The sequence below is a fragment of the Faecalibacterium sp. AF28-13AC genome (assembly GCF_003478405.1).
GTDB classification, from domain to species: domain Bacteria; phylum Bacillota; class Clostridia; order Oscillospirales; family Ruminococcaceae; genus Faecalibacterium; species Faecalibacterium prausnitzii_E.
Genome location: NZ_QUFG01000017.1, coordinates 1 through 26,258, shown reverse-complemented (window position 1 = coordinate 26,258; position 26,258 = coordinate 1). Strand labels below are relative to the sequence as shown.

The following is a 26,258-nucleotide window of genomic DNA, read 5'->3' as shown; positions in this document are numbered from 1 at the left end:
TCACTCGTGCCCAAGATAGTTAGCTGGAAACGGCTTGTGAAAATAGGTAGTCGCCGACTCATAGTTATCAAGATGTTTGAAACCGCATCTTGATAATATGCACCTCTAGCTCAGTTGGTAGAGCAACTGACTCTTAATCAGTGGGCCCAGGGTTCGAGTCCCTGGAGGTGCACCACAACAACAAAATCCGAACTTTTTTCCAATAGGAGAAGGGTTCGGATTTTTTGTATTCTTCGGAAAACAGAACGAATCCCTTGCTTCCATCGAAAAGCGTCCTAGACCTTATCATAAGAAAGCACGACAGATCACTGTAAGAGTGCCGTAAGGCAGAAAGGACACAAACATGAAGTACGATGAAAGAGCCTGCAAGTTCAACATGGATACCGGCTGCGTGGAGCTGCTGCTCCGGGATGGGAGAATGATCTCCATTGACTGCACTGGGGTCGAGGATGAATTGGACGTGACCATGGCGCAGAGGACGGAACTGGACTACCTCATCTACAACGATCCGCTGGGCTATGCGGATTTGATTCTGATCTGAACGGTGACCCGGAGAAATATTTGAAGAATGTGGCTGGAAGCCATGGGCTAGAAGATTAAGGGCAAAACAAAAAACAGGGTGCGCCCCTGAATAGGACGCACCCTGCCAAAAGCCACAGACGATAGCGATATGTACAACAGGGAGTTCCCCAGTGGGAACTTCCTGTTTTTCGTTGTTTGCATGATGAGCCTGCTCTGCCTGCCACGCGGCAAACTCCCTCTGGCCTTCCTCGCTGTTCCAGCAGGCAAGGATGGCCGGGTAGAATGCCCGCGCCAGACGGTCAATGACTTCATCGGGATAAGGGGAAGTATTTGTGGACTTTTTCTTTTTGTTCAAACGCACGCTCCTTTGATCGTCCCACCGTGGCAAAGTCGGGCGAGAAAATCAAAGTTCCAATTTTTATCAGGCGCAAGGGCGCGGAAGTTTTCCACCCTGGACTTGCGGCTGGTGGCTTATTGATGGCTTACAGGTGTCTGCTGTTATGCGGTCTTTTCTTCTTCAAGGGCTTCTGCAAGAGCCTTTTCCAGATAGGTTTCGATTTCAGTCAGGTAGTTAGCAGGTCGCTGCATTGCGAAGCGGAGAACCTTCTGCTTTTCCGGGTCAGTGAAATAGCTGGGATTGTTTTTGAGCGTTTTCTTCCATGAGTTTTTCATCATTTCGGTCGCACGGCTCAAAGATTTGTAAACCTTCATAAACTCGTCCGGTACATGATAGCACCGAAATTCTTCTGTTTGTGGTGTGGGCATGGGAACGGGTTCCGCTTTTTCAGGTTCAAATTCTGCGCTGGCAGATTCCAACACTTCCAATGCCTCTGGATGCAGGATTTGAGCAAGGATATCTGAACGATGCTCGACACTTGCCTGCACAAGCTTGGACATTTCTTCGTTGGTGAACTTCACTTCGCCGGAAAAGACTTTCTGCTTGATGCCGGGAGAGAGATTATCTGCGATGTCGATGCCTCGTGTATAGTGGCTGGCACGAAGAACGGAGGCACGGCTGACACCGTTTTCCTCTGCGATCCGGTCGCAGGTTTTCTTCCCGGAGTGGTGGTTATCACCGTGATCACCACCACTTTTCTTTGCTAAAGTGTACTGATTACCCCGAAAGATTTTTGCAGCTTTCTTTTCAGCTTCATACTGTTTCCCAAGCAGATAGCGTTTCTGTTCGGGGCTCAAGTTTCGCCGTCCCAACTGATTCCGGCAGATCCACGCAACGGCTTCTTCGCGGTTCTCAAATCGGAGCGGCATAGTGGAAAAATAAATCTCAGGATGCTTCTGGAGAATGGCATAACGGTTGTGGCCATCAACAAGTGTATTATTCCACACGATCAAAGGAGAGAGCAGCTTGCCCTCTTTGAGGATATTTTCTTCAAGCTGCTTAAATTCATCATCGGTCAGAGGAGGAATCTGGGACTGGAACTCCGGGTCAATTTTCAGATTGATCATACGCACACTCCTTTATCTCTCCTGCTGCGCCGGTTCTTCCTCCCGGAAAAAGGACGCAACATTCTGCTTTGCGGTTTTCAGTTTGAGCAGTTCTTCCTTGGCTTCTTTGTACTGCTCGTAGAACTTTGCCTTTTCGGATGCCAGCTGCGCATACTCGGCTTCCAGCTTTTTCGGACTGGGCAGCTTCGTGATGTTGTTTGCCTTGAGATAGGCTGCTGCCGTCCGGTATGCTGTCAGTTCTGCACGGTGCTGTTCTTCAAAGGCTGCGGGTCGTTTTGCGGCTTTTAACTGTTGTGCGATGTTCTTGGTGTTGGTGTAGGCTGCGACGTGATAGCGCAGCTCTTTGTTGGTTTTCATGCGACCTTCGAGGTCTTTCACCACCGCCAGTGCGTCGTGATACTTGGTTTCCAGTTCAGCGATGCGCTGGTTCAGGGCGTCCTCGTCGGTCAAGCCCTTTTCTTCTAAGAGGATCAAGGTCTGTGCCATGGCTTTGAGGTTGTGCTTCTTCGCCCAACGCTCGTAGCCGATGCCCTTGCCCTCGGTCATCCTCGACTGGATGTCGATCAATTTCCAGATGGTATCCTGCTTGAACTGAACCTGGGGTTTGCGTTCGGCATTTGCCTGCAACGTGGCAAGCACTGCCGCCTTATCGAACTTGTCACCGAGATGTTTCGCCCGGATAAACTTGGTTCTGCCAGCAGGCAGATAGCTGAGCTGCCCACGGCTTTCCTTAACGGCAATGCCGTACTGCTGCATGAGCTTGTCAGAGAAATCCTCAAAGCTGGTAGCGCGGTACAATACAGACGAAATCTGTCTCCGCAGGGTATCTTTTACTGTTTCAAACTTCTTCTGCTTGGGCGACTGTCCGGCTGCGGTGAGGGCTGCGTTTTCACGGTCAAGTTTCTGCTGCCCACGCCGTCTTGCCCAATACTCGGCTTCACTGACACGCTCCTTCGAGCCGTTGAGTAGGTCGATCTGGTACAGTCCGGCACCCTCGCACAGCTCCATGACTTCGACACGGAGGTGCCGCATGGTCTGGGCTGTGCTGGAGTGCTTCATACCCTCGCGCCAGTCGCGGGGCTTTTGCATATAGGGCTTGCGTTCCACCTCTCGCGTTCGGATGCTGCCGATCACGATGTGGACATGGATGTTTCCCGAATGGTTGTGCCCATCCGGGTGAGTGCAGACGATGGCAGGATGACCGGGGAAGTTTTCAGAACAAAACTTCAGGCCAAGTGCCTGTGCCTTTTCCATGGTCAAGCCGTTGTCGGCTGCATCTCTGGGGTCAAAGCTGATGATATACTGATGGCTCTTAATATCACCATGCTGGGTGTTCTTACCATACTTGCGGTTTGCCAGCAGACAGGCCGTTGCAAACGAGAAATCGCCGCACTCAAGGGTGTCGAGCAGGTACGAATCCCGCAGCTTCGGCTTGCCCTGTTCATCCAGAAGTTGCTTTCCAGTGAACGCATCGTGCTGATAAACGAGGTACGCTTCGATGGCGGTATAGTCCGAGTTTTTAGAGGCGATATGCTTGAGCGTTGCCATACAGTTCACCCAGAACTTTCTCGGCATGGAGCCGGAATGCAGTCAGGTCTGCAAGTTCGTCAAGGAGTTTCGCCCGGATCTGCTCGGTGTCTGCACCGCCGGAATTGAAGTGCCTTGCAAGCTGGTTGAGGTTTCCGCCCACCCTGCTGCACTGGGCAAGCAGGGTGGAAACGGCGGTCAGGGTTTCTTCTCCGCCGCCGGCAACGATGACCGTTTTCTCGATCTTGACGTTGTGGATGGCGCGGCGGATAAAAGTGGAGAGGGAGAGATTCAGGAGTTTGCAAGTGAGTTCCAGTGACGCTTTTTCCTCCTCTGTCACACGGAACTTGATGACGTGCGTTTTGTTGTTCGGCGTGTCGTTGTGCTGGGAATTGCTAGGGGTCGATTGAACATTCGTTTTTGTCATTGTACCTCCTGTCTGTTCGATAACTCCTCGGCGAAGTTATGTAAGCACGACACGCCGTTGCTGTTCGCACCGTCAGGTGCGAACCATGAGCAGGGTTTGGGGCAGGCACGCCCCAACAAGATCACTTCGTAAATGCAGACGCATTGCAGAAGTGAAGTCCCGGATGGACAGGAAATTTTCAAGAATTGAAAATTTGTGGCCACGGGACGGTTCTTGCCCTCTACCGCTGCGCTCAAAACGCTTCATCAGCAAATGTTTCCGAATTGTTAAGACGCAAAAAATAAGTAAAAGGTCTCTGCTCATGTATGAGAGTCACCGTTTGCTCCGAACGAAGTTCCTGCCCCTGTTTGTGCAGCGGCGTTGTCTGGCTCGCTCACAGAAAGTGTGAGGTCGTGGCACAGTATCACGTTCAGACGGCTTATGAAGGATTCAAGGTACAGTATGAAGAAAGCCGGGCACAGTGCGGACACTACGTTCTGCTTCTTTCAAGCATAAGGATAACACTTTGAAGTTGTGCGGTCAACAACTAAAAACAAATTTTGGAAGATTGAACAACTACATAAGATTTTATTTGTGAAAAAGAAAAATACCGCCCACGCAGCGCAGCGGTGGATTTTGTCGGGTGAATCGGCGGCAAAATGAATCGGGTGTGTTGCGGGGCGGGGATTTGTGACAGAGATTATCATGGATTGCAAAGCACGTCAAGATGGTTTTGCAAAATTTATTGTGGTAAAGCAGTAAAAGTATGACACATCCTTCAATATATGTATCAAAACAAAACTACATCTTCTGCCCACAGTAGGCACAATAGTATTCGCCGGATTTGCCCAGACGGAAAATCTGGTCACAGCCGCTTTCAATGGAAGTGATGCAGCGAGGATTTTTGCAGCGTACCACATTCACCAATCTCTGCGGTGGAACAGGATGGTATTTCTTTACGACTTCGCCATGCTGGACAATGTTGACAGTAATGTTCGGGTCTACTTTTCCAAGAATTTCAATTCGCTTTGGAAGTTCTGTCCCTTCAATTTTGATCAGGTCTTTTCGGCCGCATTTGCCGCTTCGGACATTTTGCAGCAAAGCGACAGATGCCGAACTATCTTCCAATTCCAGAAGCTGATACAGTTCCAGCCCCTTTCCAGCGGGAATGTGGTCTAAAATAAAGCCATTCTGGATTCCTTCAATGCTCAGCATTCCAGCACCTTCTTTCCGGTCAACGGGTCGGGGATGCCCAGCAGGGCCAGAATGATCGCCATACGGATGTATACGCCGTTGTGGACCTGATCGAAGTAGGCGGCGTGAGGGTCGTTGTCCACATCCAGTTTAATCTCATCGATGCGGGGCAGCGGGTGCAGTACTGGCATATCCGGCTGTGCCAACTGAAGCATCTTGGCATCGAGTTCATAGCATCCTTTCAACCGAAGATAATCTTCTTCGTTGAAAAAACGCTCCTGCTGAATGCGGGTCATGTAGAGCACATCCAGATGCGGCAGCTCTGCTTCGAGGTCGGCAGTCTCCTTGTAGGTCTGATGGAGAGGCGTCAGTGTCTCGTCCTTGACGTACTGGGGGATGCGCAGTTCCTCCGGCGAAATGAACACAAACCGATTTCCCTCAAACTGGCTGAGGGCTGCGGTCAGGGAGTGGACCGTCCGGCCAAATTTGAGATCGCCGCAAAAGCCAATAGTCAGGTGATCGAGCCGCCCTTTGCACTGGCGGATGGTCATTAGGTCGATCATGGTCTGGGAGGGGTGGGCGTGTCCGCCGTCACCTGCATTGATGACGGGCACTCGTGCGTACATCGACGCCCGGAGCGGGGCACCCTCTTTGGGATGGCGCATGGCGATGACGTCGGCGTAGTTGCTGACAACGCGGGCGGTGTCTGCCACGGTTTCACCCTTACTGGCGCTGGAGAGCTGGGCTCCTGCAAAGCCCAGCGTCTTGCCGCCGAGGCGGAGCATGGCCGACTCAAACGAAAGCCGGGTGCGCGTGGAGGGCTCGTAGAACAGCGTCGCCAGAATGCGCCCGTCGCACAGGTGCGCATAGGGAGCGGGATTCGCTTCCATCCGGTCGGCAAGGTCGAGAAGGGCCAACTGCTCGTCCAGAGAAAAGCTGTTCGGCTCGATGAAGTGTCTCACAGCCATTCTCCCTTCAGCACAAACTTCTCGCGCTCGGCACCGGTGGAGACGAACTGAATCTCATGATCCAGCTGCTTTTCAAGAAACTCCACATAGCCCTTGGCTTCTTTCGGCAGTTCGTCCCAGCTCTTGCAGCCGGAAATATCCTTGTTCCAGCCGGGCAGCATCGTGACCACCGGCTCCATTCGGTCGAGGTCAGACAGGGTGTCGAAGCGGGGGACTTTCACTCCATCCAACTTGTAACCGGTGATGACCGGGATCTCCTCCATGCTGCTGAGCACATCCAGCTTGGTGAGGGCAATCTTATCCGCGCCCTGACAGGCTAAACCATAGCGGCTGGCTACGCAGTCGAAGGGGCCAACGCGGCGAGGACGGCCGGTGGCCGCGCCGTATTCGCCGCCTGCCTTGCGCAGCTTCTCGTTCCACTCTTCGCCCATGGCGTTCTCGGCGGCGAAGGGACCTGCACCCACGCAGGTGGAGTAAGATTTCAGCACGCCGACCACATGGTCGAGCTTGCAGTTGGGGATACCGGCCCCCAGCGGCGCGTAAGCGGCCAGCGTGTTGGAGCTGGACGTGAAGGGAAAGATGCCGTAATCGATGTCGCGCATAGCACCCAGCTGGGCTTCTAGCACGATCCGTTTGCCGCTGTCGTGAGCCTGCTGCAAAAAAGCACCGACGTCGCAGATGTACGGCGTAAAGTGCTCGGCCTGCAACTTGCACCAGTTCAGCAGGGCATCGTAGGACATCTTTTCCTGATGGTAGCAGCCCGCCAGCTCCATGTTCTTGGAGTCCAAAATCATATGCAGCCGGTTCTGGGTGCGCTTCTCGTCCAAGTGGAGCAAGTCGCCCAAACGCAGAGTCTTTTTGCGGTACTTGTCGCTGTAGGCGTAGGCGATGCCGCGGCGGGTGGAGCCGAAAGCACTGCCCTTTTGGGCAAGGCGGTCTTCTTCCAGCCCATCCTGCACCTTGTGCCACGGCATCGAAATGGTGGCCTTATCGGAGAGCTTCAGATTCTTGGGGCTGACTTCCACACCACGGGCTTCGATGGCCTGCATCTCGTTTGCGAGGTGCTCGAGGTCAATCACCATGCCGGTGCCCAGCACACAGGTCACGTCCGGGTGCAGGATGCCGGAGGGCAGCAGGTTCAGGATGAACTTGCCCTTCTCGGTGACGACGGTGTGTCCAGCATTGTTGCCGCCCTGATAGCGGGCAACGATGTCAGCATGTTCGGCCAGCAGGTCGATGACGCGGCCCTTGCCCTCATCGCCCCAGTTGATTCCAGTAACAGCGGTAAGCATAACTCTTTATTTACCTTCTTTTTCGTTGTTTACAATGGCCTGCACCTTGGTGGGCAGGCCGTAGATGCTGATGAAACCGGTGGCATCGCTCTGCTTGTAGTCGCCGCCTGCGGCAAAGGTGGCAATGTCCTCCCGGTAGAGGGAATACGGCGACCAGACACCGGCGTTGATGAGGTTGCCCTTGTACAGTTCCAGACGCACCTTGCCGGTGACATGCTCCTGCGTAGAGGTGACAAAGGCGCTCAGGGCCTTGCGCAGGGGGCTGAACCACTGGCCATCGTAGACCAGCTCACCAAAGGTGATGGCTAGCTCGCGCTTCTTGTGGGCGGTGAGCTTGTCCAGCGTCAGAGTCTCCAGCACTTCGTGGGCCTTGTAGAGGATGGTGCCGCCGGGGGTCTCATAGACGCCGCGGCTCTTCATGCCGACCAAGCGGTTCTCCACCACATCGTACAGGCCGATGCCGTTCCGTCCGCCGATCTCGTTCAGCTTGGCAATGAGGACGGCAGGCTTCAGTTTTTCGCCGTTCAGGCTGACCGGCACACCTTTTTCAAATTCAAGTTCCACGAACTCGGACTTGTCCGGGGCCGTCTTGGGGGAAACGCCCAGTTCGAGAAAACCCGGCTTATCATACTGCGGCTCGTTGCCCGGATCTTCGAGGTCAAGGCCCTCATGACTCAGATGCCACAGGTTCTTGTCCTTGGAGTAGTTCGTCTCGCGGCTGATCTTCAGCGGGATGTGATGAGCCTCGGCGTAGTCAATCTCCTCATCGCGGCTCTGGATGTCCCACTCACGCCACGGGGTGATGATCTTCAGATCGGGTGCAAAGTGCATGATGGCCAGCTCAAAGCGCACCTGATCGTTGCCCTTGCCGGTGCTGCCATGGCAGACGGCGTCGGCACCCTCGGCGCGGGCAATCTCCACGACACGCTTTGCCAAAATCGGGCGGGCAAAGCTGGTGCCCAGCAGATAGCCCTCGTAATCGGCCCCGGCCTGCATGGTGGGGATGACATAATCCTCCACGAACTCGTCGGTCAGGTCTTCAATGTACAGCTTAGAAGCGCCGCTTGCCTTGGCGCGCTCTTCCAGCCCTTCCAATTCGCCTTTCTGGCCCACATTGCCGCAGACGGCGATGACCTCGCAGTTGTCGTAATGCTCTTTCAGCCACGGAATGATGATGGACGTATCCAGACCGCCGGAATATGCCAGCACGACCTTTTTGATTTCAGACACGGTAACTGCCTCCGTTCAAAACCAACTTTAATACTTTCAAATTCCCTCTTGCAATTTCCGATTGCAGTTGCTATTATACGAGCAGAGAAAGAATGTGTAAAAAGTATCCTGCACATAGCTGCAATGTGATTTTTACATGGAGGAGGCAGACGCATCATGTATGTGGACTGGGAATACTACAAAATTTTCTATTATGTAGCGAAATACCAAAACTTTACCAAGGCCGCGCGGGTGCTGGGCAACAACCAGCCCAACATCACCCACTCGATGAACCGGCTGGAAAGCCAGCTGAACTGCGTGCTGTTCATCCGCTCCAACCGGGGCGTGACCCTGACGCCGGAGGGCGAGATGCTCTATTCCCGCATCGCGTCGGCGGCGGTGCAGATCCAAGACGCCGAGGAAGAGCTGAGTGCCAGCGCCACGCTGGAACACGGAGCCATCTGCATCAGCGCCACCGAGACGGCCCTGAACATCTACCTTTCCGAAAAGCTGCGGGCTTTCCACACCGAGTACCCCGGCATCCGGCTGCGCATCTCGAACCACTCCACTCCCCAAGCATTGCAGGCCGTGAAGAACGGCGAGGTCGATTTCGCCATCATCTCCACCCCGGCCGAGGTGGAACCGGGGCTGAAGCTGGTGGAGCTGAAATCCTTTTACGAGGTGCTGGTGGGCGGCCGGACCTTCACCGCACTGGCCAGCCAAAGCCTGACCCTAAAGGAGCTGAGCAATTACCCGCTCATCTCCCTGAGCGATGAGAGCATGACCCGCAGCTTTTACCGGCAGTTCTTCCTCGACCACGACGCGGTGCTGCGGCCCGACACCGAGGCCGCCACCACCGACCAGATGCTGACGCTGGTGAAAAGCGAGCTGGGCCTCGCCTTTGTGCCGGAACCCATGGCAAAAGACCTGCTGGCGCGGGGCGAGCTCGTCCAGCTCCACTTGCAGGAGATCATCCCCACCCGCTCCATCTGCCTCGTCTACGACCACCACCGCCCGCTGAACACGGCGGCGCGGAAGTTCCAGCAGATGATGACAAAAGCAGACTCACCCCGCCCGGCTGCATCAAAGCAGACGGAGAGCATATCTTTCATATCCCAATAAAATGCCGTCGATACAAAACCGATATTTCACATCTCTGCCCGCAGCCCTTATAATAACCATTGGAAATTCAGAGAAAGAGGGCTTGCTCAATGGCAACGATATTTCCAAGAGAAGAAAGAGCAGAGGCACTGTTCGGGGAGATCCTGAAAAATCCAGAAGCCTGCCGACGCCTGATGGATACCTTCAACGACTCGCTGGACATGGCAGACGTACTGGATGCGCCGACCGTGAGTGCACAGCAGTTTGCCGCAGCGCTGTTCAATGCCTACGAGAACAAGGATCTGTCTGCCTTTCTGATGGCGATCTGCCAGCACAGTATGTTTGACCTGCTACGGAACGCTGCCCTGATCCCGTTCAAATTCAACGCCGATGGTCAGCCGAACCCGGTGATCCTGACGGATGATGCCGGCGTTCTTTTGCCGAACAACAAATTTGCCGTGAGCAGCAAAGTATACGACCGGTTCATCCGGGTGTTCCAGAAGCAGGAAAAGGTAAAAATGTACCTTGCCAGCGGCTACTGCAAGTATCACGGCTACGACGAAGGCTCGATGGATGTGGTGGAGTACCACTACAACCAGCATTTGGGGCTGCTGCTGATCTACGAACTGCCGGACACCGTGAAGCAGAAGGTAACGGAAGCGGAAGCCTACTCCACCGTCTGGGATATCCAGATGAGGCTGCAGCACGCACTGCCCCGTTCCGTGGTCTACTATGGACAGGATACGCTCAAGGACGGCGGAACCCGCTACGATGAACTTGGCGTCTTCCTGCCGCTGGAACATTTTGCAGACCGGCTGGAACGCCATATGGAAACTGCCACCAAGATCGTTTACGGGGAGTAAGCACCCTGTAAACGGGTTCCCTTTTATGACCTCATACACAGCAAAACAAAACGCAGAGAGCTGAGACAGTTCTCTGCGTTTTGCTTTATAGAGGGAGAGAGGTGACACGCACGTCATGTGCAATAACGGAATGTCTTATCGGTGATGATACGGGCAAAAATCAGACCCAGCGGAAGTGACACGATGATAAGGATGGCATTTGCAAACCATGTGGCTGAGTCGGTCAAAGACATGATGCCCAGATTGTAAATGGCACGGTAGAAATACAGCCCCGGAACCATAATGACGATGGAAGGAACCGTGACCGAGATACGGGGATAGCCTGCGGCACTCTTCAGGCAGGATGCCAGCAGACCGGCCAGCAGCGCACCCAGAAACGCAGCCACAGCGGGCGGGAACCCGGCAAGGCTGACCAGTTCCAGCCGGAATGTGTTCGTCACGGCACCGATGAGGGCTGCACAGACCGCCAGATTCCGGGGGCTGTTGAACATCAGTGAGAAACCGAATACGCCGCCAAAGCTCGTCAACAGACGGAACACGATCTCTTCCGGAACCGTCAGGCTCAGGGCCGGGAACTGTACCGGCTGCAAATGCAGCAGAAGTGCCATGATCCATGCCGTCATGGTAGCCACCAGAATGATAAGCATGGCGTAGGCAAGGCGTTCCAGCCCGGAACGCATATCTAGCTTGGCAAGGTCGATACCGCTGGTAATGAACGGAAAGCCCGGAATGATAAAGAGCATGGAGCAGATGTAGCCTGCCTCATGCTGTATCGATACGGCAAACAACACCTCAGCCAGCTTCAGCAGGACAGCATACACGAGGCTTGCCGAACAGACTGAAGCCGTGATGCCCAGAAACAGAGTGAAATGGTGTTTTGTCAGCTTGCAGCGCACAAAGTTGCCGATGCCTGCGCCGCAAAAGGCAAACAACATCTCGATTGGGCCGCCGCCCAGTAAAAAGGTGAAGCACCCGCAGGCCAGTGCTGCCGCAAAACCAAGCGCAGTAGGGGAATACAGACCGTGGATGCGCTCGATCTCATCGAGGTGACTGTGCAGTTCTTCGCCAGTCATGAATTTTCCTTCCCGGTCAAAGTCGTTGACGAAATGTTCCAACCGATTCAGGCGGGAGGTGTTCACACCCGTATTTGTCAGGCAGAGCGACTGGGTATAGCACTGATCTCCATCAAAACAGGTGAACTCGATGGACAGCAGACCGATGTCTGCCGTTGTCGTAACGCCCAGTTCCCGCGAGAGGGTATTCATAGAACTTCGGACACGCCATGCACCCGTGCCGCATTCCAGCAGCATCAACCCGGTGCGGCCAATGACAGATGCCTTTTCTACAAGCCCTGCCTCCGTGATGGGGATGCCTTTGCTGGCCGACGCATAGTCGTGCCAGTAGACTTCCATGTGATTTTTGATGATCTCACTTTGCCGCTGTCCCATACCGGAAAGCCTCCTTTGTGATATGGGAATACCGCAGTCCATCAAGACTGCGGTGCTATTATAAAAGAATTTGCAGCGTGGGTAAAACGTATCTTGAATATGCCTGCAATGCGGATCCGGTATCACAGAAAAAACTTGTGTTTTTGTTCCATCTGCGATAGGATGATAAAAAGCCATCGGGAGGGATCCGCTATGACCTTGCAGCAGCTTCGTTATGTTACCACCGTAGCCGACACCGGCACGATCAGCCGGGCGGCACAGCAATTCTATATTTCACAGCCCAGCCTGACGAATGCCATCCGAGAGTTGGAGCAGGAAGTTGGGTTGACCATTTTTCACCGCACCAACCGGGGTGTGGCTCTGACTCCGGAGGGAGAAGAGTTTCTGGGATATGCTCGGCAGGTGCTGGCTCAGATAGAACTCATCGAAGAGAAATATCTTGGCTCGGCCCCGGTCAAGCATCAGTTTTGCGTGTCGGCCCAGCACTATTCCTTTGCCGTGGAAGCCTTTGTGGAACTGTTGAAAGAATACGGCGGAGAGGAATACGATTTCCGTATCCGAGAGACGCAGACCTACGAGATCATTGAGGATGTTGCGAAGCTGCGCAGTGAGGTGGGCGTGCTCTATCTGAACCACGACAATGAAACCGTTCTGCGCAAAGTCATCCGAGAACATGATTTGATTTTCACGCCGTTCTTCACCGCAAAGCCCCACGTGTTCGTCAGCGCAGCCAGCCCGTTGGCGCAGAAAAAGGCTTTGACACTGGACGATTTGAAGCTCTACCCGCGCCTTTCCTATGAGCAGGGGGAGCACAATGCGTTCTATTTTTCGGAGGAGATTTTGAGCACTCTGGACAGCAAAAAGGACATTCTGGTGCGAGACCGTGCAACTCTGTTCAATCTGCTGATCGGTCTGGATGGTTATACCATTTGCAGCGGCGTCATCAGCGAGGCACTCAACGGTCCGAACATCCGTGCCGTGCCGCTTTTGGTGGATGATTCCATGCAAATCGGCTATCTGACCCACAAACAGGTGCAGCCCGGACGATTCGGAAAACAGTATATTGCGATTCTAAAAAAGTATACAGAGCAGGTATAATTTCAAGCTATATCAAAGCGCCTGTATTTCGTATTTTACACAAACCCACTCCTGCGGTATACTGTTGCCATCAAGCAACGAACAGGAAAAATGACGTATAGAGAGGGTTTTGCGATATGGCAGAATTGAAATCACCGTTCCGTTATGACTTTGTGGGCAGCTTCCTGCGCCCCCAGCGCTTGAAAGAGGCACGTGCCCAGTTCAAGGCCGGCGAGATCGACCGTGCCGCGCTGACCGCTGTGGAAAATGAGGAGATCACCCGCCTGATCGAGAAGCAGAAGCGTGCTGGTTATCACGCCATTACCGATGGCGAGTTTCGCCGTAGCTACTGGCATCTGGATTTTATGTGGGGGTTCCACGGTATTGATGAAGTGGAACTGGATCACGGTTATTTCTTCCACGGTGAGGAGACTACCCATGGTTCCATTAAAGTGAGTGGTAAGATCAGCGGTGAGAACCATCCTTTTGTAGAGCACTACAAATTTGTCAAGCAGTTTGAGGATGAGAATTGCATCGCTCGCCAGACCATGCCTGCCCCGGCGCAGCTATTGGCCGAACTGTACCGTGAGGACAATGGCAAAAATACGGATGCTGTTTACCCCGACCACGAACAACTGATTCAGGATATTGCTGCCGCCTACCGCACCGTCATTCAGGAGTTGTATGCCGCTGGCTGCCGCAATATCCAGTTTGACGACTGCACATGGGGCATGATCGGAGACCCGAATTACCAGAACTTCCTCAAGGAGAGCAATACCAAAGTGGAGGATGTGGCCGCAGAGTACCTGCGTCTGAACAATTTGGCACTGGAAAACCGCCCGGAAGGTCTGACAATTACCACGCATGTCTGCCGTGGGAACTACCACTCTACTTGGGCCAGCGAGGGCGATTACTTCACCATTGCGCCTTTCCTGCTGGCACAGGAAAATGTAGATGCGTTCTATCTGGAGTTTGACGATGCGCGTTCCGGCAGCTTTGAGCCGCTGAAATATGTGGCCGATGGCAAAAAAGTGGTGCTGGGTCTTGTCACTACCAAATCTCCTCGGTTGGAAAATAAGGATGCCGTCATCGCCCGCATCCGCGAGGCAGAGAAGTACATTCCTCTCGACCGTCTTTGCCTGAGTCCGCAGTGCGGCTTTGCCTCCTGCGAGATCGGCAATAAGCTGACCGAGTTGGAACAGTGGAACAAGCTCAAACTGGTCAAGGAAATCGCTGAGACCGTCTGGGGTAAATAAGAAGTATGACCGGCAGTTCTTTGAAAACAGAGAACTGCCGGTTTTCAATATAAATTTATCTTGCAATTCTGCACAAGTTATGGTATATACATTATACGAAACATTGCCTTGATGAACGCTTCACCGTTCAATGATGTATAAATGGGAGGTGCCCGCCATGACTGCCGTGATCTACGCCCGCTATTCCAGCGACAACCAGCGCGAAGAATCCATTGAAGGCCAGATTCGTGAATGTACGGCCTATGCCGAAAAGAACGGCATCACCATCGTCAAGCACTACATTGACCGTGCCATTTCTGCAAAGACGGACAACCGCCCGGAGTTCCAGCAGATGATTAAGGACAGCGATAAAAAGCTGTTTGACATCGTGCTGGTCTGGAAGCTGGACCGCTTTGCCCGGAACCGCTACGACAGTGCTCGGTACAAGACCCAGCTGAAGAAGAACGGTGTCAAGCTCATGTCTGCCACCGAGATCATCTCCGAGGGGCCGGAGGGCATCATTCTGGAATCGGTGCTGGAAGGTTATGCCGAGTATTATTCGGCTGACCTGTCCGAAAAGGTCGTGCGTGGTATGACCGAGAACGCTCTCAAGGGTATTTATAATGGCGGCACGATTCCGTTCGGCTACATGATCGATGAGACCCGGCATTACCAGCCCGACCCGTTGTTGGCTCCGTATGTGGAGCAGACGTTCCAGAAGTATGCAGACGGCGCGACCATGACCGACCTGCGGGATTGGTTGAAGGCGCACAACATCAAAAATTCAATGGGCGGGGAGATGTCCTATAACACGATTCAGCGGATGCTGAGTAATCGCCGGTACATCGGCGAGTTGCGTTTGCGGGATGTGGTACAGCCCAATGCGATCCCGGCGTTGGTGTCAGAGGACTTGTTCAACAAGGTGCAGGAAAAGCTGGCGAAAAACAAAAAAGCTCCTGCCCGTCATAAGGCAGAGGAAAGCTATCTGCTTACCACCAAGCTGTACTGCGGTAAGTGCGGAGCGCTGATGTTTGGCGAAAGCGGTGTCAGCCACACCGGGAAAATGTATACCTACTATAAGTGTGCTGCTGCCAAGAAGAAAAAGACCTGCGATAAAAAGGCCGTGCGGAAACAGTGGCTAGAAGATTTGGTGGTCAATGAGACCATGAAACTGGTGGAAGACGATGCTTCCATGAACGCCATCATCGCCAAGGTAATGGAACTGCAAAATCAGGAAAGCACTGATTTGCCCATCTACGAAAAGCAGTTGAAAGAAACGGAAGTCGGCATCACCAATATGCTGAACGCTATCCAGATGGGCATTCTGACCAGTTCCACCAAGGAGCGGCTGGAAGCGCTGGAAGAACAGCGGAAGGAACTGCAAGCCCGCATTGCAGAAGAACGGCTGGCAAAACCGAAGATGAAAGAAGAATTCGTCCGGTTCTGGCTGCTCCGTTTCCGTAAGCTGGATATGACCCAGCCGGAGCAGCGGCAGGCACTGGTGGATACCTTCATCAATGCCATCTATCTCTATGATGATAAGGTGCTTATTACCTTTAACTATAAGGAAGGTACAGAAACGGTCGCTTTCGGGGAAGCCGTGAAAGCGGAGAAAAGTTCGGATATGAGTGCGCGAGGTGCACCAGATATTGAACGTCAAATCGAAAGATTTGACGTTCTTTCTTTATGTAGAAAAGCGGCTGCACACTTTCTGCACACCGTTTGCACATTTGCCCGAATCGGGGGCTTTTCTGCGCAAGGTTTGCACAGCCTGCTTTCCTTTTCATAAAAAGAAGAGATGTTAAGCGAACAAGGATCTCGTCAACTCTCTGCGTTCGTCTGCATTCATCAGCCGGATGGCTTCAAGGATCTCTTTACCGGAGATTTTTGTTGCCGCCGGCTTTTCATTTTGCCGGGGCTGAGGTGCTGCCGGGGTCAGGTCTTGGGAATAGAAGTTCGCTTCGATCTTCTCGGTCAGCTCCAACCGGGGCTTGTCCTGCGTGTGGGCGTAGGTGTCCATCAGGACAGATGCCGTTGCATGACCTGTGTTGCCCTGCACCGACTTGAAGTCACCGTCAGACTGCAAAAGCTGGTAGGTGGCACTGGAGTGCCGCAGACCGTGGAACACGATCTGTTCAAACTCTGGATGCTCGGCTCTCCACAGGCGGTACCATTTTGTCAGCAACTCCGGCGCGATAGGCAGGCCGTCCGGGAGACGAAACAGCTGACCGCAGTTGCTGTACTTCTCCGGAGCGTTCTGCTCGTCCTGTTTGAGCTTTTCAAGCCATGCTTGAAGTTCCTCTTTCAGAGGTTTGGTCATATACAGGACACGGTTGGACTTCTTGGTCTTAGGCTTTTTCAGGATGAGAGAGGACTTGCTGCCCTCACGCCTGTCCGGGAAGGTGTGGTAGACCTGATTGGGGTCGAGCTTTTCCAAAGCGTCCTTGTTGGCTCGCTGCATGGTCTTGCTGACTGAGATGGTGCCACGCCCATCGGCGGCATCGAAATTCAGATCACTCGGCTGCAAGCCGAGAATTTCGCCCTCACGGAGCGAAAGGATCATGCTCATGTGCACCGCCAGATGCAGGGCGGGGTTTTCGATGGTCTGCAAGGCTGCCAGCATGGTTGTCTCGTCCCAGATGGTGCGTTCCTCGATATTGACCTTGGGGGCATCACGGGGCAGGGGAATCTTGTGGATCAAGTCCCATTCCACCGCATAGGAAAAGGCGGTTTTCAGCAGGGTGTGGACTTCGTGAATAGAGGTGCTGGACAGCAGCCGCTTCTTCTGCTTCTTGGACAGGTCCTGCTTCACACCGTGCACATATTGCCCGCAGGGGGTCTTGGCAAGGGTGGCATAGAACTTCTCAATGTCGTAGGTGCGCAGCTCCTGTACCTTCCGTTTCCCGATATAGGGGACGATAAGATTCTGCACCATCGCCACGGACTGGGTGTAGGTCTTGGGGGACCATTTGTGCTTGGTGGACTGGATCGGGATCCACTTGTACAGCATTTCCTCCACCGTCATGGTGTCGGGGACGAGGAACGTGCCGTCCAGCAGTTCTTTCTCGACCGTGATCTTTCGCTCCTGCGCCTCCTTCCTAGTCTTGAAACTTTCCCATCCCTCGCAGGGTTTGCCGGAATGGTCTTTGTACTTGTAACGGACGGAGTAGGAATCTCCGCGCTTCATAATAGATGCCATAGATTACCTCCCTCAGGCCGCCGCAAACCAGTTGTCGAAGCTCTGCTTGTTTACCCGGATACTGGTGCCGATGCGCAGCACCCGGAAATCCTTCGTGGTGTTGCACAGGTTGTACGCCGCACGGGGAGAAATCGCCAAAAGCTGGGCAATCTCCTCCACCCGGTAAACAAGAGGTTCGTGCTTGGCTGCTTTGGTCTGGTCAGAAGATTCTGTGGCAGGGGATTTGGACGCTTTCGTTGTAACCGGGTTCGAGTCCTTTTGCAAGGACTTATTCGTATAATCTTTAGATTTCACATCTTCGGTCATGTCAGGCCGATTCATATTCATAGGCAGACCTCCGTTTCCTTGTAACCGGGTGCCGGGGCAGAAAGTGCCAGCTTTCTGCCCCAAACGTTCCCGATGAGTTCAGATTTCCGAGTGCCCCTCCTGTTTGCGGGGTTGCGCCGTTGGTTTGTTTTGCCCCTGTTCTGCCTGCAAGCGGTTCAGCAACTGCAGAACGGAATCCCGTGCTTTCTCCTTGATCTGCTCCTTGCCTTTCTGCCGGACTTCCGGCTTCAGGAGCTTCTCCTGCAGGTGGGCAGCGGTGGTCTGCATGGTCTTGAGGAACTTGTCCAGCACGGTGTCCAACCGATGGGCGGCGTACTCTCTCGTGGCCTGCGGAGCCTTGCGTTCCGGGGACAGCACCCACTTTTTTGTGTCCTCGATCATCCGCATATCTTCCTTGCGGGTCTCGGTGCGTACTACATCGGTCACGACCTCCACCGCCTTGTCATAGGCTGCTGCCGAAACATCCTCCAGCAGGGTCTCCATCTCCGAAACTTTCAGGGTCAACTCGTCCAGTTTGCTCTGCTGGGCGGCGAGCTGCGCCTTCTGCTTGGCAAGGATGAAATCCTGCTTTTCCAGATATTTGCGGTTGCCGTATTCTGCTTCTTCCTCCAGTTCCAGTCCATGCCGCTTGGCAATCTCAAACAGCATCTTTCGGCAGGCGGCATCAAAGATGATCTTGCGGTTGTTGCGGCGGCTGAGGGGCTTGTCTGGGTCGGGCAGGTCGAATCCCAGTGCTTCCAATGCCTTTTCCTGCTGGGGTGCCACCTCGCCGTACTTGTTTTCGCAGTCGAACACATGACGCTCATGGATATGGGGTGTGCTCTCATCCAGATGCAGTGCCCAGTCCAGCACATGAACGTGGTCGCCATACTTGGCCTTGAACTCCTCGATGAACTCTGTGACGACGCTCAGCAAGTCCTCTGCCGAAGCGTGTTCATCCAGCGTTCCAAGTTGGTAGATGGTCTCCTCCGGGCAGGTCTTGCGGCTGGACAGCAGGTCTGGAATGGAGCGGTTGCGCTCTGTGTGCCGAATCTTGGCGTTGCGCTCGTTCTGACCTTCGATAAAGGTCGTGTACCGGCTCTCGTAGAACTGCCGTTCCACATCTGAGAAGGTCGCCCCCAGATCGTCCGGGTCTTGTGGGTCGAGAGCCGAACGGAAACCGTGGAAGCAGTCCCAATAGATGTTGCCCTTGGCTCGTTCCGGGTCGATGTGCTCACTGTTGGTGAGGTCGAAATTCCGGTCGTTGTGCTTGGGGTTATAAGTGCCGTGGGTTCCGGCTCGTCCGTTGTGTCGTGTTAATTTCAGATAGACATCCCTCCATTTCAACGTCTTGGTGGGGTGGGGCGCAGCAGCTCTGCTGCTGAATCTGCCACCTGCGGTGCGCCAGATAATACCCAGTAGGATATGACGCACAGCATCATATCACTGGGGCAAAGAGCTGCGCTCTCTGCACTCTTGCTCCGGGCAAGCTGCCCTGAAGGACAGCTCGTCCGGTTTTTCAGAGGGTCATTTTGACCCTCTGATTTTGGCAAACTGTCAATCTGACACTTTGCCAACACCCCCTATAAAGTGTGTTTTCGGTCAATCGCTACGTACGTGCGTACGGAGAGAGGGCGGCTGCCGCGTACGCACGTACGTAGCAAAACACCCGAATTCTCCTTTTATGGGGGTCATGTCCTCCAGCCGTTTGGCGTAAGGTCGGGCTGCACAAGGGCTTCGATGCCCACAAAGCCCCGGACACGCCGTCCGGAAGAATTGATGATATTGTTGGTGTGCTCCAGATTGTACCTGCGCTGGTTGGCAATCAGTGCATCGCTGAATCCACGGGACTTAATGGCGTTCAGGCTGTTCTCCTCACACCACATCTTGTAAACCTCGTACAACTCTTTGGAGCTGGTACTGGCATCCGCTTTCAGGCGGATGTACCCCTCGGATTCAAGGAAATCGAACACATTGTTGTTGTCCCGCTTCACCAGTTCCCGGTTGCGCTTGGCACGGTCGCTCTCGGTGAACTGGAATCCGTTCTTCACAAGCCGCTGCAAACCCTCAAACGCCCACAGCAGGATGCCTTCGACCTCTGCAGCCATCTTCTCGGCAATGTCCGGGTCATCCACACGGGACAGGGGCTTGTCCTTGGTGGTCAGAATGAGCTGGCGGCGATAGAAACCGTCCGAGCGGTCATACAATGCCTGCAAATCGCCATTGCTGAACGCCAGCAGGCGGGCGTACATCCAGCCCTGATAGCTCTGCTTGCCCTTGCGCTCCAAGTCCATCTGTCCCTGTGCGGTCACGATGGACTTGACATAGTTGGTTTGACGCAGGGCTTCCATCCGCATATCATCGTCCACGCAGAGCAGAGTGTGCTCCAAATCGGCACGGGCAAAGCGGTTCTCCGAGATCTTGCCGATGCTGCCATCCTTCATGTTGCAGCCGAACAACCGGGACAGCACCACGCCGATCTGCGACTTGCCCTCGCCGCCGCTGCCCTTGATGACCATCATGCGCTGGCCCTTGTTGCTGGGAATCAGGCAGTAGCCGATGAACTCCTGCACGGTGAGAATGTCCTCCGGGTAGAGCAAATCGGACAGAAACCGCAGCCAATGGACGGGCTGGGCGGCTTTCGGGTCATATTTGACCGGGAGCCGGTTGCGGACGATCTCCGGCTTGCCTTCCTGAAAGGTGCCGTCCAGATACAGGGTGCCGTTTGCCAGCGCAATGCGGTCGGTGACGGGCGGGAAGTCCTCCACCTGTGCCGCCAGTTTCAGAACATCTACGACATTGCTGACCCGTTTTGCGATATTTGCGCCGATATGGTCTCGCAGCATATCGAAAATTTCACAGCGCAGGTTCATGGTGTCTGTGACCCTGCCTTCCGGGGTGAAAAATGCGCCATTCACATAGAGGAGCTGGTGGGTACTGAGAAAATCGTCACAGAAAATAGATTCGTTGAAGAAGCCTTTCTTGATCCATGCAGGGGTAAAATTACTCATAGGCATTCCATCCTTTCATTGGCGTTACGGAAAAGCGATGTGCTCATTTTGAGTACATCGTTTTTCTCCGCAACAGATGGATACACGTCCGTTTCGCCTCATGTGGACATTTTGACCACATGAGGTGAATTGCCGTTCTCCCTGCATGGATTTCCTGCCCCCTTCCGGCGGCGTTTTCCGGCTTTCCCTTGCGGGGTCATCGCCGGGTATCCCATGCAGACGGTCATGCGGTTGTCAAGGTACGGTGCTGGATTTGGCAATAAAAAATCGCCACACAACAACCTGAACCTGACCATCCCTTCCGGGATGGCCTTGGTTCGGGTTCGTTATGTAGCGATAGAAAGTTAAAAACTTGCTCCGGCTCCTTCGGGAGCCGAGCTGGAACTCTAAGTAAATATGTTATATTAAATTGTTGGGATAGATTACCACAAAAATCGCAGTGTGTCAACAAAAAACTTTGAAGATGTGCTGATTTCGGCAGCTTGCAAGAAAAAACAAGGAAAACTTTGGCAAAAAGAGAGAGGAATGGACGGTGCCAGCCCTCTTGACAAGGAAAAACACAAGGTTCTTTATTATAATAAAGCTATAAGAACATAATAAAGGCAATTATTTGAAATTTTTGAAAAAACAGAAATCATTTTGATGATATGGAACGTTTTAATAGACAGGAAGGGGGTGAACCGTATCCAGATAGAATTATTGCTGCGGAAAGCGCAGAGCGGAGATACAGATGCGCTGGACACTCTGATTGCAACGTACTATCCACAAATTCTGAACTATTGCCGTTGGCATACAGCGGACGAGCAGCAGGCGCAGGATGCAGCACAGGAAACCTTTTTGAAAGCGGTGCGCTGGCTGGATTCCTGTGATGGATTTCAGGGAGCATTCCGTCCCTTTCTGTACAAAATCGCAAAAAACATTTGCATCGATCTGAACCGTACCATGGAGCGGTCGGAGATATCGCTGGAAAGCTTGCCGGGCGAACCCGCCTATCAGGAAAGCGGCTTTGCTGCGGCAGAGGAGAAAGCAAACCTGCGAGCGCTGACGGCCCAGCTGGAGCCGGAACAGCGGGAACTGGTATTGCTGCGGTTCGCACAACAGCTTAAATTGCGGGAGATCGCGCAGATCACAGGTCTGCCCCTGCGCACAGTGCAGTCCCGCCTGCGTGCCGCATTGAAAACCTTGAAAATGCAATTGGAAAAGGAGGACTGGAGATGAATCGAGCCTTTGAAAAAGAACTGTCCAGAGCACTTGCGGCAGAGCCAGACACAGCTGTCCCGGAAACGCTGCTGCGCCGCTGCCGGGCGGAACATGTCGTAAAACAACGGAGTGATTGGCGTGATTTGCTGCACTGCCAGTTCAAATTGCTGGGCTGGAAGGTCTGGGCGCTGGAAGCAATGGCGGCACTGGCGTTGTACAGTGTGGGTCGGGAACTTGCCCTGTGGGAGAAGGCATGGACATTACGCAATGCACTGTTTGGTCTGAGCACACTTGCCATGCTGACAGCCCTGCTCGGTCTGCCGTTTTTATACCGGGCAAGTCAATATAAGATGCTTGAACTGGAACAAGCCACATATGCAGGAATCGGTCGTCCGCTGGTGATGCGGTTTTTGCTGCTGCTGGCGGGGGAAACGATCCTGCTGGGAGTGCTGGTACTCAATGTGCGGGCAGCCGTGCCATGGAGTATCGGGCAACTGCTGGCGGTGCTGACCGTGCCATTTCTGATTGCAAACAATGAGCTGCTTCTGCTGCTGCGCTGGGTGCGCCCGGAATGGATGATAACCGGGGCTGTACCGCTGTTTGCAGGGCAGCTGTGTTTGCTGCGGTTCGTGCAATTATCGGAACTGCCGAAAGGTCTGCCGCTGGCGGCGGGCGTGCTGGTGCTCTGTATGGTGTTGCAGTGCATCCGGCTTGCCGCCCGGTCAGAATATATTGCAGAAGCTTGAAAGGAACAAGTCATGGAACTGAAAATTCAGAATATTACAAAGCGATACCGGGATAAAACGGCGGTGGATGATGTGTCCATCACTCTCACGCCGGGTGTGTGGGGACTGCTGGGGGCGAATGGTGCAGGCAAAACAACCTTAATGCGGATGCTGGCGGGCATTCTGCGGCCCAGCAGTGGCCGGATTTTGTGCGATGGGGTGGAGATTGGGACGCTTGGTGCGGCCTACCGGGAAAAGCTGGGGTATCTGCCGCAGGAATTCGGGTTTTACCCGGAATTCACGGTGCAGGACTATCTGGAATATATGGCGGCGCTCAAGGGTCTGCCGCGCACAGAGGCTGCCCGGCAGATCGACGCACTGCTGGAGCGGGTAAGCCTCACTGAGGTGCGCTGCAAAAAGATCATAAAGCTTTCCGGCGGTATGAAGCGCCGGGTAGGCATCGCACAGGCGTTGCTCAACGACCCGGAAATTCTGATTTTAGATGAACCTACGGCAGGGCTGGACCCCGGAGAACGGGTGCGTTTCCGCAATCTGCTGTCGGAGTTTGCGCAGGAACGGATCGTTCTCATTTCAACGCATATCGTTTCGGATGTGGAATACATTGCGGCCGAAAATGCCGTGATGAAGGCTGGCAAAATCATTGCACAGGACACCACCGAAGGGCTGGTAAAGCAGATCGAAGCCAAAGTCTGGCAGGGGAATATCCCGATGGAACAGCTTGACCGGTGGGAATACCGGCTGCGGGTAGTGAACCTGCGCAACGAGCCGGACGGAACGGTAACATTGCGGTATCTGGCGGATGCACCGCAGCTGCCGGACAGCGTCCCGGCACAGCCCCGGCTGGAAGATCTGTATCTGTGGCTGTTCCCAGAGGAAATGGAGGAAGCAAAATGAACCTGTATCGTTTGGAATTGAAACGTGTGTGCAAAACTCGTATGACAGCTATTCTGCTGGCCATTGCGCTGGTGCTGGCTGTGGTCATGGCATATCTGCCGGTGACCTTTATCGGCTGGACGGAACTGGATGCCAGCGGAAACGAAGTGCGTTACACGGGTCTGAAAGCAATCCGGAAACGGCAGGAGCAGCAGGTATCCGGTACCATCACGCCGGATGTCATGCAGGAAGCACTGGAAGCCTATCAGCGGGTGTACCGGCAGTATGATGCAAGCTCCATCAACGATATCCCAGTCGAGGTATTTTATAAAGAACTTGCCCGGTATCAGCCTCTTGTGAACAACGCAAAGGAAGCCTTTGCCGACCCGAAAACCGGCATGGCACCGGGCGTGATGAGGCTGACTGCGGAGGATATGCAGAACTTTTACAGCCAGCTCCCCAAACGGCTGGAATCGGTGATCTGGCTGGAACAAAGCGAAAAGCCCGGCTATGAGCAGGCGCAGGCCATTGCAAAGAAAAAGTTCGATGCTGTACAAAAACCGTTCACCTATTCATTTGGGGTCAGTTCAGACGCAATGGATTACCAGACCCTGTTGAGTTTGCTGCTCACCCTGCTGTGCGCGGTGATTGCGGCCCCGGTGTTTGCATCGGATGCACAGACCGGGGCGCAGGACATCCAACTGTGCACAAAAAACGGCGGTCTGCGGCTAGCAGCGGCAAAGCTAGCGGCGGCGTTTAGTATCACAGGGGCGGCATATCTGCTCTGCGGCGTGGTGTGGATCCTGGTCACGAATGCTCTATTTGGCTGGGAAAGTACCCAAACTTCCGTGCAATGGCTGTTTTCTGTGACCAGCCTGCTGCCGTATACCGTTGGCCAGATGGAGTGGGTCATGCTGGTGGCAAACTTCCTGATCTTCTTTGCGGAGGTGGCCTTTGTGCTGATGGCATCCGTATGGGCCAAGAACAACCTGACCGCTTTGTCTGTGGCGCTGATCAGTGTGGTGGCACCGCTGATTGCTTATATGGTCGTGCCGGGCTCCTTTGGAGAATGGCTGTCCACCCTGCTTCCGGCAGGGGGCATTGGGCTTTCCAATGCATTGCTGTATAAAATGATCAGCTTTGATTTTCTCTATGCAGGCGGGCATGCTTTCTTTCAGGCAGATGTGCTGCTGGCATCGGCACCGATCAAGATCGTTCTGCTCGTTGGACTGGCAGCATGGGGGTATCTGCGAAAGACCAAGGTGGCTTAAAAGGAAACGCTACTGAAAAAAGTTCATCGGATGCATAGAAAACTGCATCCGATGAACCTTTGTGTCCTAAGCTCTCTGCCAAGAATCAAAGTTGATGTACATTTGATGTGTGGTATAAATTGGTAATATCGGGTACGCTATTCGCCGGACGAAACCGGCCGTTTTTCCGGCTTTGCATAAAAATCCGATACCTGTTTTAAGGGGTTGATTTTGGCTCTGCACATTTTTGCACACTTTTTGCACACCGGAACGGCTGGATAACGGATGCAAGAGGGAACAACAGGTGCAAAGAATGCAGCGGATGCAAAATGTTAATTTACGACAAAACGCTAAAAACGACGAATTTGCGTAATTCCGGAAATTGATGATTGTTGCGCGTTGGTTTCTCTTAATCAGTGGGCCCAGGGTTCGAGTCCCTGGAGGTGCACCAGATTTTGAACGTCAAATCGTAAGATTTGTCGTTCTTTTTTGTTATGTAACCCCAAAAAATCGGGGTCTGCACGGTCAATGCACGGTTTTTGCACGGTCGGCTTTTTCGTGGGAATCCTCTGCATGGGCTGGAATTGCTTTGAAAAGCGTGGTAAATTTTGCATCAAGTCAGCAGAGCCAGACGGAGCTGCGCCTTTACTTCGGGGTCTGCATGGTAATCGCCTCGGCTCTGTACTCTGGCGCTTTCCGTCAGCAAGTTCACCCGGTCAGCGCACCGACGGAGGGCGATTTCCCGCAATGCGGTGAGATTTTCCAGCGTGAAAAAATTAACTGTTGCCCGCTGCGCCTGATCTTCCCGGTACACATTTCCACTTGCCAGTCGTTCCAGCAACTCCGCAGGCTCAATATCCACCAGTTCTACCTGATCTGCTTGATCAAAGGTGGAATCCGGAATGCGCTCCCGCACAAGAATTCCGGTGATAGAGGCCACTGTATCGTTGAGACTCTCGATATGTTGGACATTTACAGTCGTATAGACATCAATTCCAGTATTTAGCAGTTCCTGAACATCCTGATACCGCTTCGTGTGCCGACTGCTTTCGGCGTTGGTATGGGCCAACTCATCCACCAGTATGAGCTGGGGATTTCGCTTGAGCGCAGCATCAATATCAAATTCACGAAGGGTCATTCCTTCGTAAGCAACTTGTTTCACAGGAAGCTGCTCCAAGCCGTCCAGAAGTGCCATCGTCTGGGGTCGGGCATGGGGTTCTATGTATCCAGCAACCACATCGATGCCACGCTCCTTCGCCTGATGAGCCGCCTGAAGCATGGCATAGGTCTTTCCGACACCTGCGGCATAACCGAAAAAGATTTTGAGTTTTCCGCTTTTCTTAGTGGATGCATCGTTACGGATCGCA

22 protein-coding genes, 1 tRNA gene and 2 pseudogenes are annotated in these 26,258 nt (G+C 53.6%); 12 read left to right on the top strand and 13 right to left on the bottom strand.

From position 1 onward, the window contains the following. The first annotated feature begins 99 nt into the window (after positions 1 to 99). The 3 genes and pseudogenes from DWY95_RS16160 (at position 100) to DWY95_RS17150 (ending at position 1,000) form a co-directional block, all read left to right on the top strand. Positions 100 to 175 (top strand) — tRNA-Lys (locus DWY95_RS16160). Between the two features lie 168 nt (positions 176 to 343). Next, a pseudogene (locus tag DWY95_RS16155) lies at positions 344 to 600 on the top strand (DUF6061 family protein). Between the two features lie 70 nt (positions 601 to 670). Next, positions 671 to 1,000 carry a hypothetical protein gene (locus DWY95_RS17150; RefSeq protein WP_158577579.1) on the top strand — a complete coding sequence of 110 codons (330 nt, stop codon included), beginning with the start codon at positions 671 to 673 and terminating at the stop codon, positions 998 to 1,000. Between the two features lie 20 nt (positions 1,001 to 1,020). On the opposite strand, the gene DWY95_RS16145 is transcribed toward DWY95_RS17150, so the two are convergent. The 7 genes from DWY95_RS16145 to DWY95_RS16115 form a co-directional block, all read right to left on the bottom strand. Further along, a complete protein-coding gene (locus DWY95_RS16145; RefSeq protein ID WP_118554267.1) occupies positions 1,021 to 1,986 on the bottom strand; it encodes a hypothetical protein in 966 nt (321 codons plus the stop codon). Between the two features lie 12 nt (positions 1,987 to 1,998). Next, positions 1,999 to 3,534 carry a relaxase/mobilization nuclease domain-containing protein gene (locus DWY95_RS16140; RefSeq protein WP_118554266.1) on the bottom strand — a complete coding sequence of 512 codons (1,536 nt, stop codon included), beginning with the start codon at positions 3,532 to 3,534 and terminating at the stop codon, positions 1,999 to 2,001. Next, entirely contained in the window at positions 3,506 to 3,940 is a 435-nt protein-coding gene (locus DWY95_RS16135) for a plasmid mobilization relaxosome protein MobC (protein ID WP_118554265.1), read from the bottom strand. The genes DWY95_RS16140 and DWY95_RS16135 overlap by 29 nt, the downstream gene beginning before the upstream one ends. Positions 3,941 to 4,720: 780 nt before the next feature. Beyond that, complete coding sequence (locus DWY95_RS16130) at positions 4,721 to 5,134, bottom strand: aspartate carbamoyltransferase regulatory subunit (RefSeq protein WP_098924072.1); 414 nt, start codon at positions 5,132 to 5,134, stop codon at positions 4,721 to 4,723. Then, positions 5,128 to 6,081 carry an aspartate carbamoyltransferase gene (gene pyrB, locus DWY95_RS16125; protein ID WP_117476353.1) on the bottom strand — a complete coding sequence of 318 codons (954 nt, stop codon included), beginning with the start codon at positions 6,079 to 6,081 and terminating at the stop codon, positions 5,128 to 5,130. Before pyrB ends, DWY95_RS16130 begins: the two co-directional genes overlap by 7 nt. Next, positions 6,072 to 7,373, bottom strand: a complete 1,302-nt coding sequence (locus DWY95_RS16120; protein WP_117476352.1) for an adenylosuccinate synthase — start codon at positions 7,371 to 7,373, stop codon at positions 6,072 to 6,074. The genes pyrB and DWY95_RS16120 overlap by 10 nt, the downstream gene beginning before the upstream one ends. Positions 7,374 to 7,379: 6 nt before the next feature. Further along, on the bottom strand, positions 7,380 to 8,603 hold the full coding sequence (locus DWY95_RS16115; protein WP_117476351.1) for an argininosuccinate synthase: 1,224 nt from the start codon (positions 8,601 to 8,603) through the stop codon (positions 7,380 to 7,382). Positions 8,604 to 8,759: 156 nt separating this feature from the next. Between DWY95_RS16115 and DWY95_RS16110 the strand changes: the two genes are divergently transcribed. After that, the gene (locus tag DWY95_RS16110) at positions 8,760 to 9,704 is read left to right on the top strand and encodes a LysR family transcriptional regulator (RefSeq protein ID WP_117476350.1); all 945 of its coding nucleotides are present in this window, start codon (positions 8,760 to 8,762) and stop codon (positions 9,702 to 9,704) included. Between the two features lie 89 nt (positions 9,705 to 9,793). Next, a complete protein-coding gene (locus DWY95_RS16105) occupies positions 9,794 to 10,546 on the top strand; it encodes a DUF4866 domain-containing protein (RefSeq protein ID WP_098924076.1) in 753 nt (250 codons plus the stop codon). 113 nt (positions 10,547 to 10,659) lie between these two features. Here DWY95_RS16105 and DWY95_RS16100 read toward each other — a convergent pair whose 3' ends face one another. Continuing rightward, positions 10,660 to 11,994: a threonine/serine exporter family protein gene (locus DWY95_RS16100; protein WP_098924077.1), complete on the bottom strand. Its 1,335-nt coding sequence runs from the start codon at positions 11,992 to 11,994 to the stop codon at positions 10,660 to 10,662. A gap of 192 nt (positions 11,995 to 12,186) precedes the next feature. Between DWY95_RS16100 and DWY95_RS16095 the strand changes: the two genes are divergently transcribed. From DWY95_RS16095 to DWY95_RS16085, 3 genes are all read left to right on the top strand, one after another. Further along, positions 12,187 to 13,092, top strand: a complete 906-nt coding sequence (locus DWY95_RS16095; protein WP_098924078.1) for a LysR family transcriptional regulator — start codon at positions 12,187 to 12,189, stop codon at positions 13,090 to 13,092. 116 nt (positions 13,093 to 13,208) lie between these two features. Next, positions 13,209 to 14,327, top strand: coding sequence for a 5-methyltetrahydropteroyltriglutamate--homocysteine S-methyltransferase (locus DWY95_RS16090; protein WP_098924079.1), 1,119 nt, complete (start codon positions 13,209 to 13,211; stop codon positions 14,325 to 14,327). Between the two features lie 157 nt (positions 14,328 to 14,484). Next, on the top strand, positions 14,485 to 16,095 hold the full coding sequence (locus tag DWY95_RS16085) for a recombinase family protein (protein WP_187116995.1): 1,611 nt from the start codon (positions 14,485 to 14,487) through the stop codon (positions 16,093 to 16,095). A 12-nt stretch (positions 16,096 to 16,107) separates the two neighbouring features. Here the strand turns inward: DWY95_RS16085 and DWY95_RS16080 are convergent, their stop codons facing one another. From DWY95_RS16080 to DWY95_RS16065, 4 genes are all read right to left on the bottom strand, one after another. Beyond that, positions 16,108 to 17,505, bottom strand: coding sequence for a site-specific integrase (locus DWY95_RS16080; RefSeq protein ID WP_118554264.1), 1,398 nt, complete (start codon positions 17,503 to 17,505; stop codon positions 16,108 to 16,110). A gap of 12 nt (positions 17,506 to 17,517) precedes the next feature. Continuing rightward, positions 17,518 to 17,832 carry a helix-turn-helix domain-containing protein gene (locus DWY95_RS16075; RefSeq protein WP_118554263.1) on the bottom strand — a complete coding sequence of 105 codons (315 nt, stop codon included), beginning with the start codon at positions 17,830 to 17,832 and terminating at the stop codon, positions 17,518 to 17,520. A gap of 78 nt (positions 17,833 to 17,910) precedes the next feature. Continuing rightward, complete coding sequence (locus DWY95_RS16070) at positions 17,911 to 19,245, bottom strand: hypothetical protein (protein WP_243082860.1); 1,335 nt, start codon at positions 19,243 to 19,245, stop codon at positions 17,911 to 17,913. 257 nt (positions 19,246 to 19,502) lie between these two features. After that, positions 19,503 to 20,822: a phage/plasmid primase, P4 family gene (locus DWY95_RS16065; protein ID WP_118554262.1), complete on the bottom strand. Its 1,320-nt coding sequence runs from the start codon at positions 20,820 to 20,822 to the stop codon at positions 19,503 to 19,505. 675 nt (positions 20,823 to 21,497) lie between these two features. Here DWY95_RS16065 and DWY95_RS16060 point away from each other — a divergent pair. Genes DWY95_RS16060 through DWY95_RS16045 form a run of 4 tightly spaced genes read left to right on the top strand, consistent with a single transcriptional unit; the run spans position 21,498 to position 24,912 of the window. Continuing rightward, the gene (locus DWY95_RS16060; protein WP_243082858.1) at positions 21,498 to 22,040 is read left to right on the top strand and encodes an RNA polymerase sigma factor; all 543 of its coding nucleotides are present in this window, start codon (positions 21,498 to 21,500) and stop codon (positions 22,038 to 22,040) included. Then, on the top strand, positions 22,037 to 22,768 hold the full coding sequence (locus tag DWY95_RS16055) for a hypothetical protein (protein WP_118554260.1): 732 nt from the start codon (positions 22,037 to 22,039) through the stop codon (positions 22,766 to 22,768). Before DWY95_RS16060 ends, DWY95_RS16055 begins: the two co-directional genes overlap by 4 nt. Before the next feature lie 12 nt (positions 22,769 to 22,780). Then, positions 22,781 to 23,662, top strand: a complete 882-nt coding sequence (locus DWY95_RS16050; protein WP_118554259.1) for an ABC transporter ATP-binding protein — start codon at positions 22,781 to 22,783, stop codon at positions 23,660 to 23,662. Further along, positions 23,659 to 24,912 (top strand): ABC transporter permease subunit, encoded by a 1,254-nt coding sequence (locus DWY95_RS16045; protein WP_118554258.1) that lies wholly within the window; start codon positions 23,659 to 23,661, stop codon positions 24,910 to 24,912. The genes DWY95_RS16050 and DWY95_RS16045 overlap by 4 nt, the downstream gene beginning before the upstream one ends. 685 nt (positions 24,913 to 25,597) lie before the next feature. Here DWY95_RS16045 and DWY95_RS16040 read toward each other — a convergent pair. Next, a pseudogene (locus DWY95_RS16040) lies at positions 25,598 to 26,254 on the bottom strand (histidine kinase); the annotation flags it as partial. Positions 26,255 to 26,258 lie beyond the last annotated feature (4 nt).

Bases quoted from the DNA above. Each gene is read 5' to 3' on its own strand.
- DWY95_RS16045 (WP_118554258.1), top strand. From the start codon at position 23,659: ATGAACCTGTATCGTTTGGAATTGAAACGTGTGTGCAAAACTCGTATG.
- DWY95_RS16050 (WP_118554259.1), top strand. From the start codon at position 22,781: ATGGAACTGAAAATTCAGAATATTACAAAGCGATACCGGGATAAAACG.
- DWY95_RS16090 (WP_098924079.1), top strand. From the start codon at position 13,209: ATGGCAGAATTGAAATCACCGTTCCGTTATGACTTTGTGGGCAGCTTC.
- DWY95_RS16055 (WP_118554260.1), top strand. From the start codon at position 22,037: ATGAATCGAGCCTTTGAAAAAGAACTGTCCAGAGCACTTGCGGCAGAG.
- DWY95_RS16085 (WP_187116995.1), top strand. From the start codon at position 14,485: ATGACTGCCGTGATCTACGCCCGCTATTCCAGCGACAACCAGCGCGAA.
- DWY95_RS16080 (WP_118554264.1), bottom strand. From the start codon at position 17,505: ATGGCATCTATTATGAAGCGCGGAGATTCCTACTCCGTCCGTTACAAG.
- DWY95_RS16120 (WP_117476352.1), bottom strand. From the start codon at position 7,373: ATGCTTACCGCTGTTACTGGAATCAACTGGGGCGATGAGGGCAAGGGC.
- DWY95_RS16130 (WP_098924072.1), bottom strand. From the start codon at position 5,134: ATGCTGAGCATTGAAGGAATCCAGAATGGCTTTATTTTAGACCACATT.
- DWY95_RS16135 (WP_118554265.1), bottom strand. From the start codon at position 3,940: ATGACAAAAACGAATGTTCAATCGACCCCTAGCAATTCCCAGCACAAC.
- DWY95_RS16140 (WP_118554266.1), bottom strand. From the start codon at position 3,534: ATGGCAACGCTCAAGCATATCGCCTCTAAAAACTCGGACTATACCGCC.
- pyrB (WP_117476353.1), bottom strand. From the start codon at position 6,081: ATGGCTGTGAGACACTTCATCGAGCCGAACAGCTTTTCTCTGGACGAG.
- DWY95_RS16145 (WP_118554267.1), bottom strand. From the start codon at position 1,986: ATGATCAATCTGAAAATTGACCCGGAGTTCCAGTCCCAGATTCCTCCT.
- DWY95_RS16105 (WP_098924076.1), top strand. From the start codon at position 9,794: ATGGCAACGATATTTCCAAGAGAAGAAAGAGCAGAGGCACTGTTCGGG.
- DWY95_RS16110 (WP_117476350.1), top strand. From the start codon at position 8,760: ATGTATGTGGACTGGGAATACTACAAAATTTTCTATTATGTAGCGAAA.
- DWY95_RS16095 (WP_098924078.1), top strand. From the start codon at position 12,187: ATGACCTTGCAGCAGCTTCGTTATGTTACCACCGTAGCCGACACCGGC.
- DWY95_RS16100 (WP_098924077.1), bottom strand. From the start codon at position 11,994: ATGGGACAGCGGCAAAGTGAGATCATCAAAAATCACATGGAAGTCTAC.
- DWY95_RS17150 (WP_158577579.1), top strand. From the start codon at position 671: ATGTACAACAGGGAGTTCCCCAGTGGGAACTTCCTGTTTTTCGTTGTT.
- DWY95_RS16065 (WP_118554262.1), bottom strand. From the start codon at position 20,822: ATGAGTAATTTTACCCCTGCATGGATCAAGAAAGGCTTCTTCAACGAA.
- DWY95_RS16075 (WP_118554263.1), bottom strand. From the start codon at position 17,832: ATGAATATGAATCGGCCTGACATGACCGAAGATGTGAAATCTAAAGAT.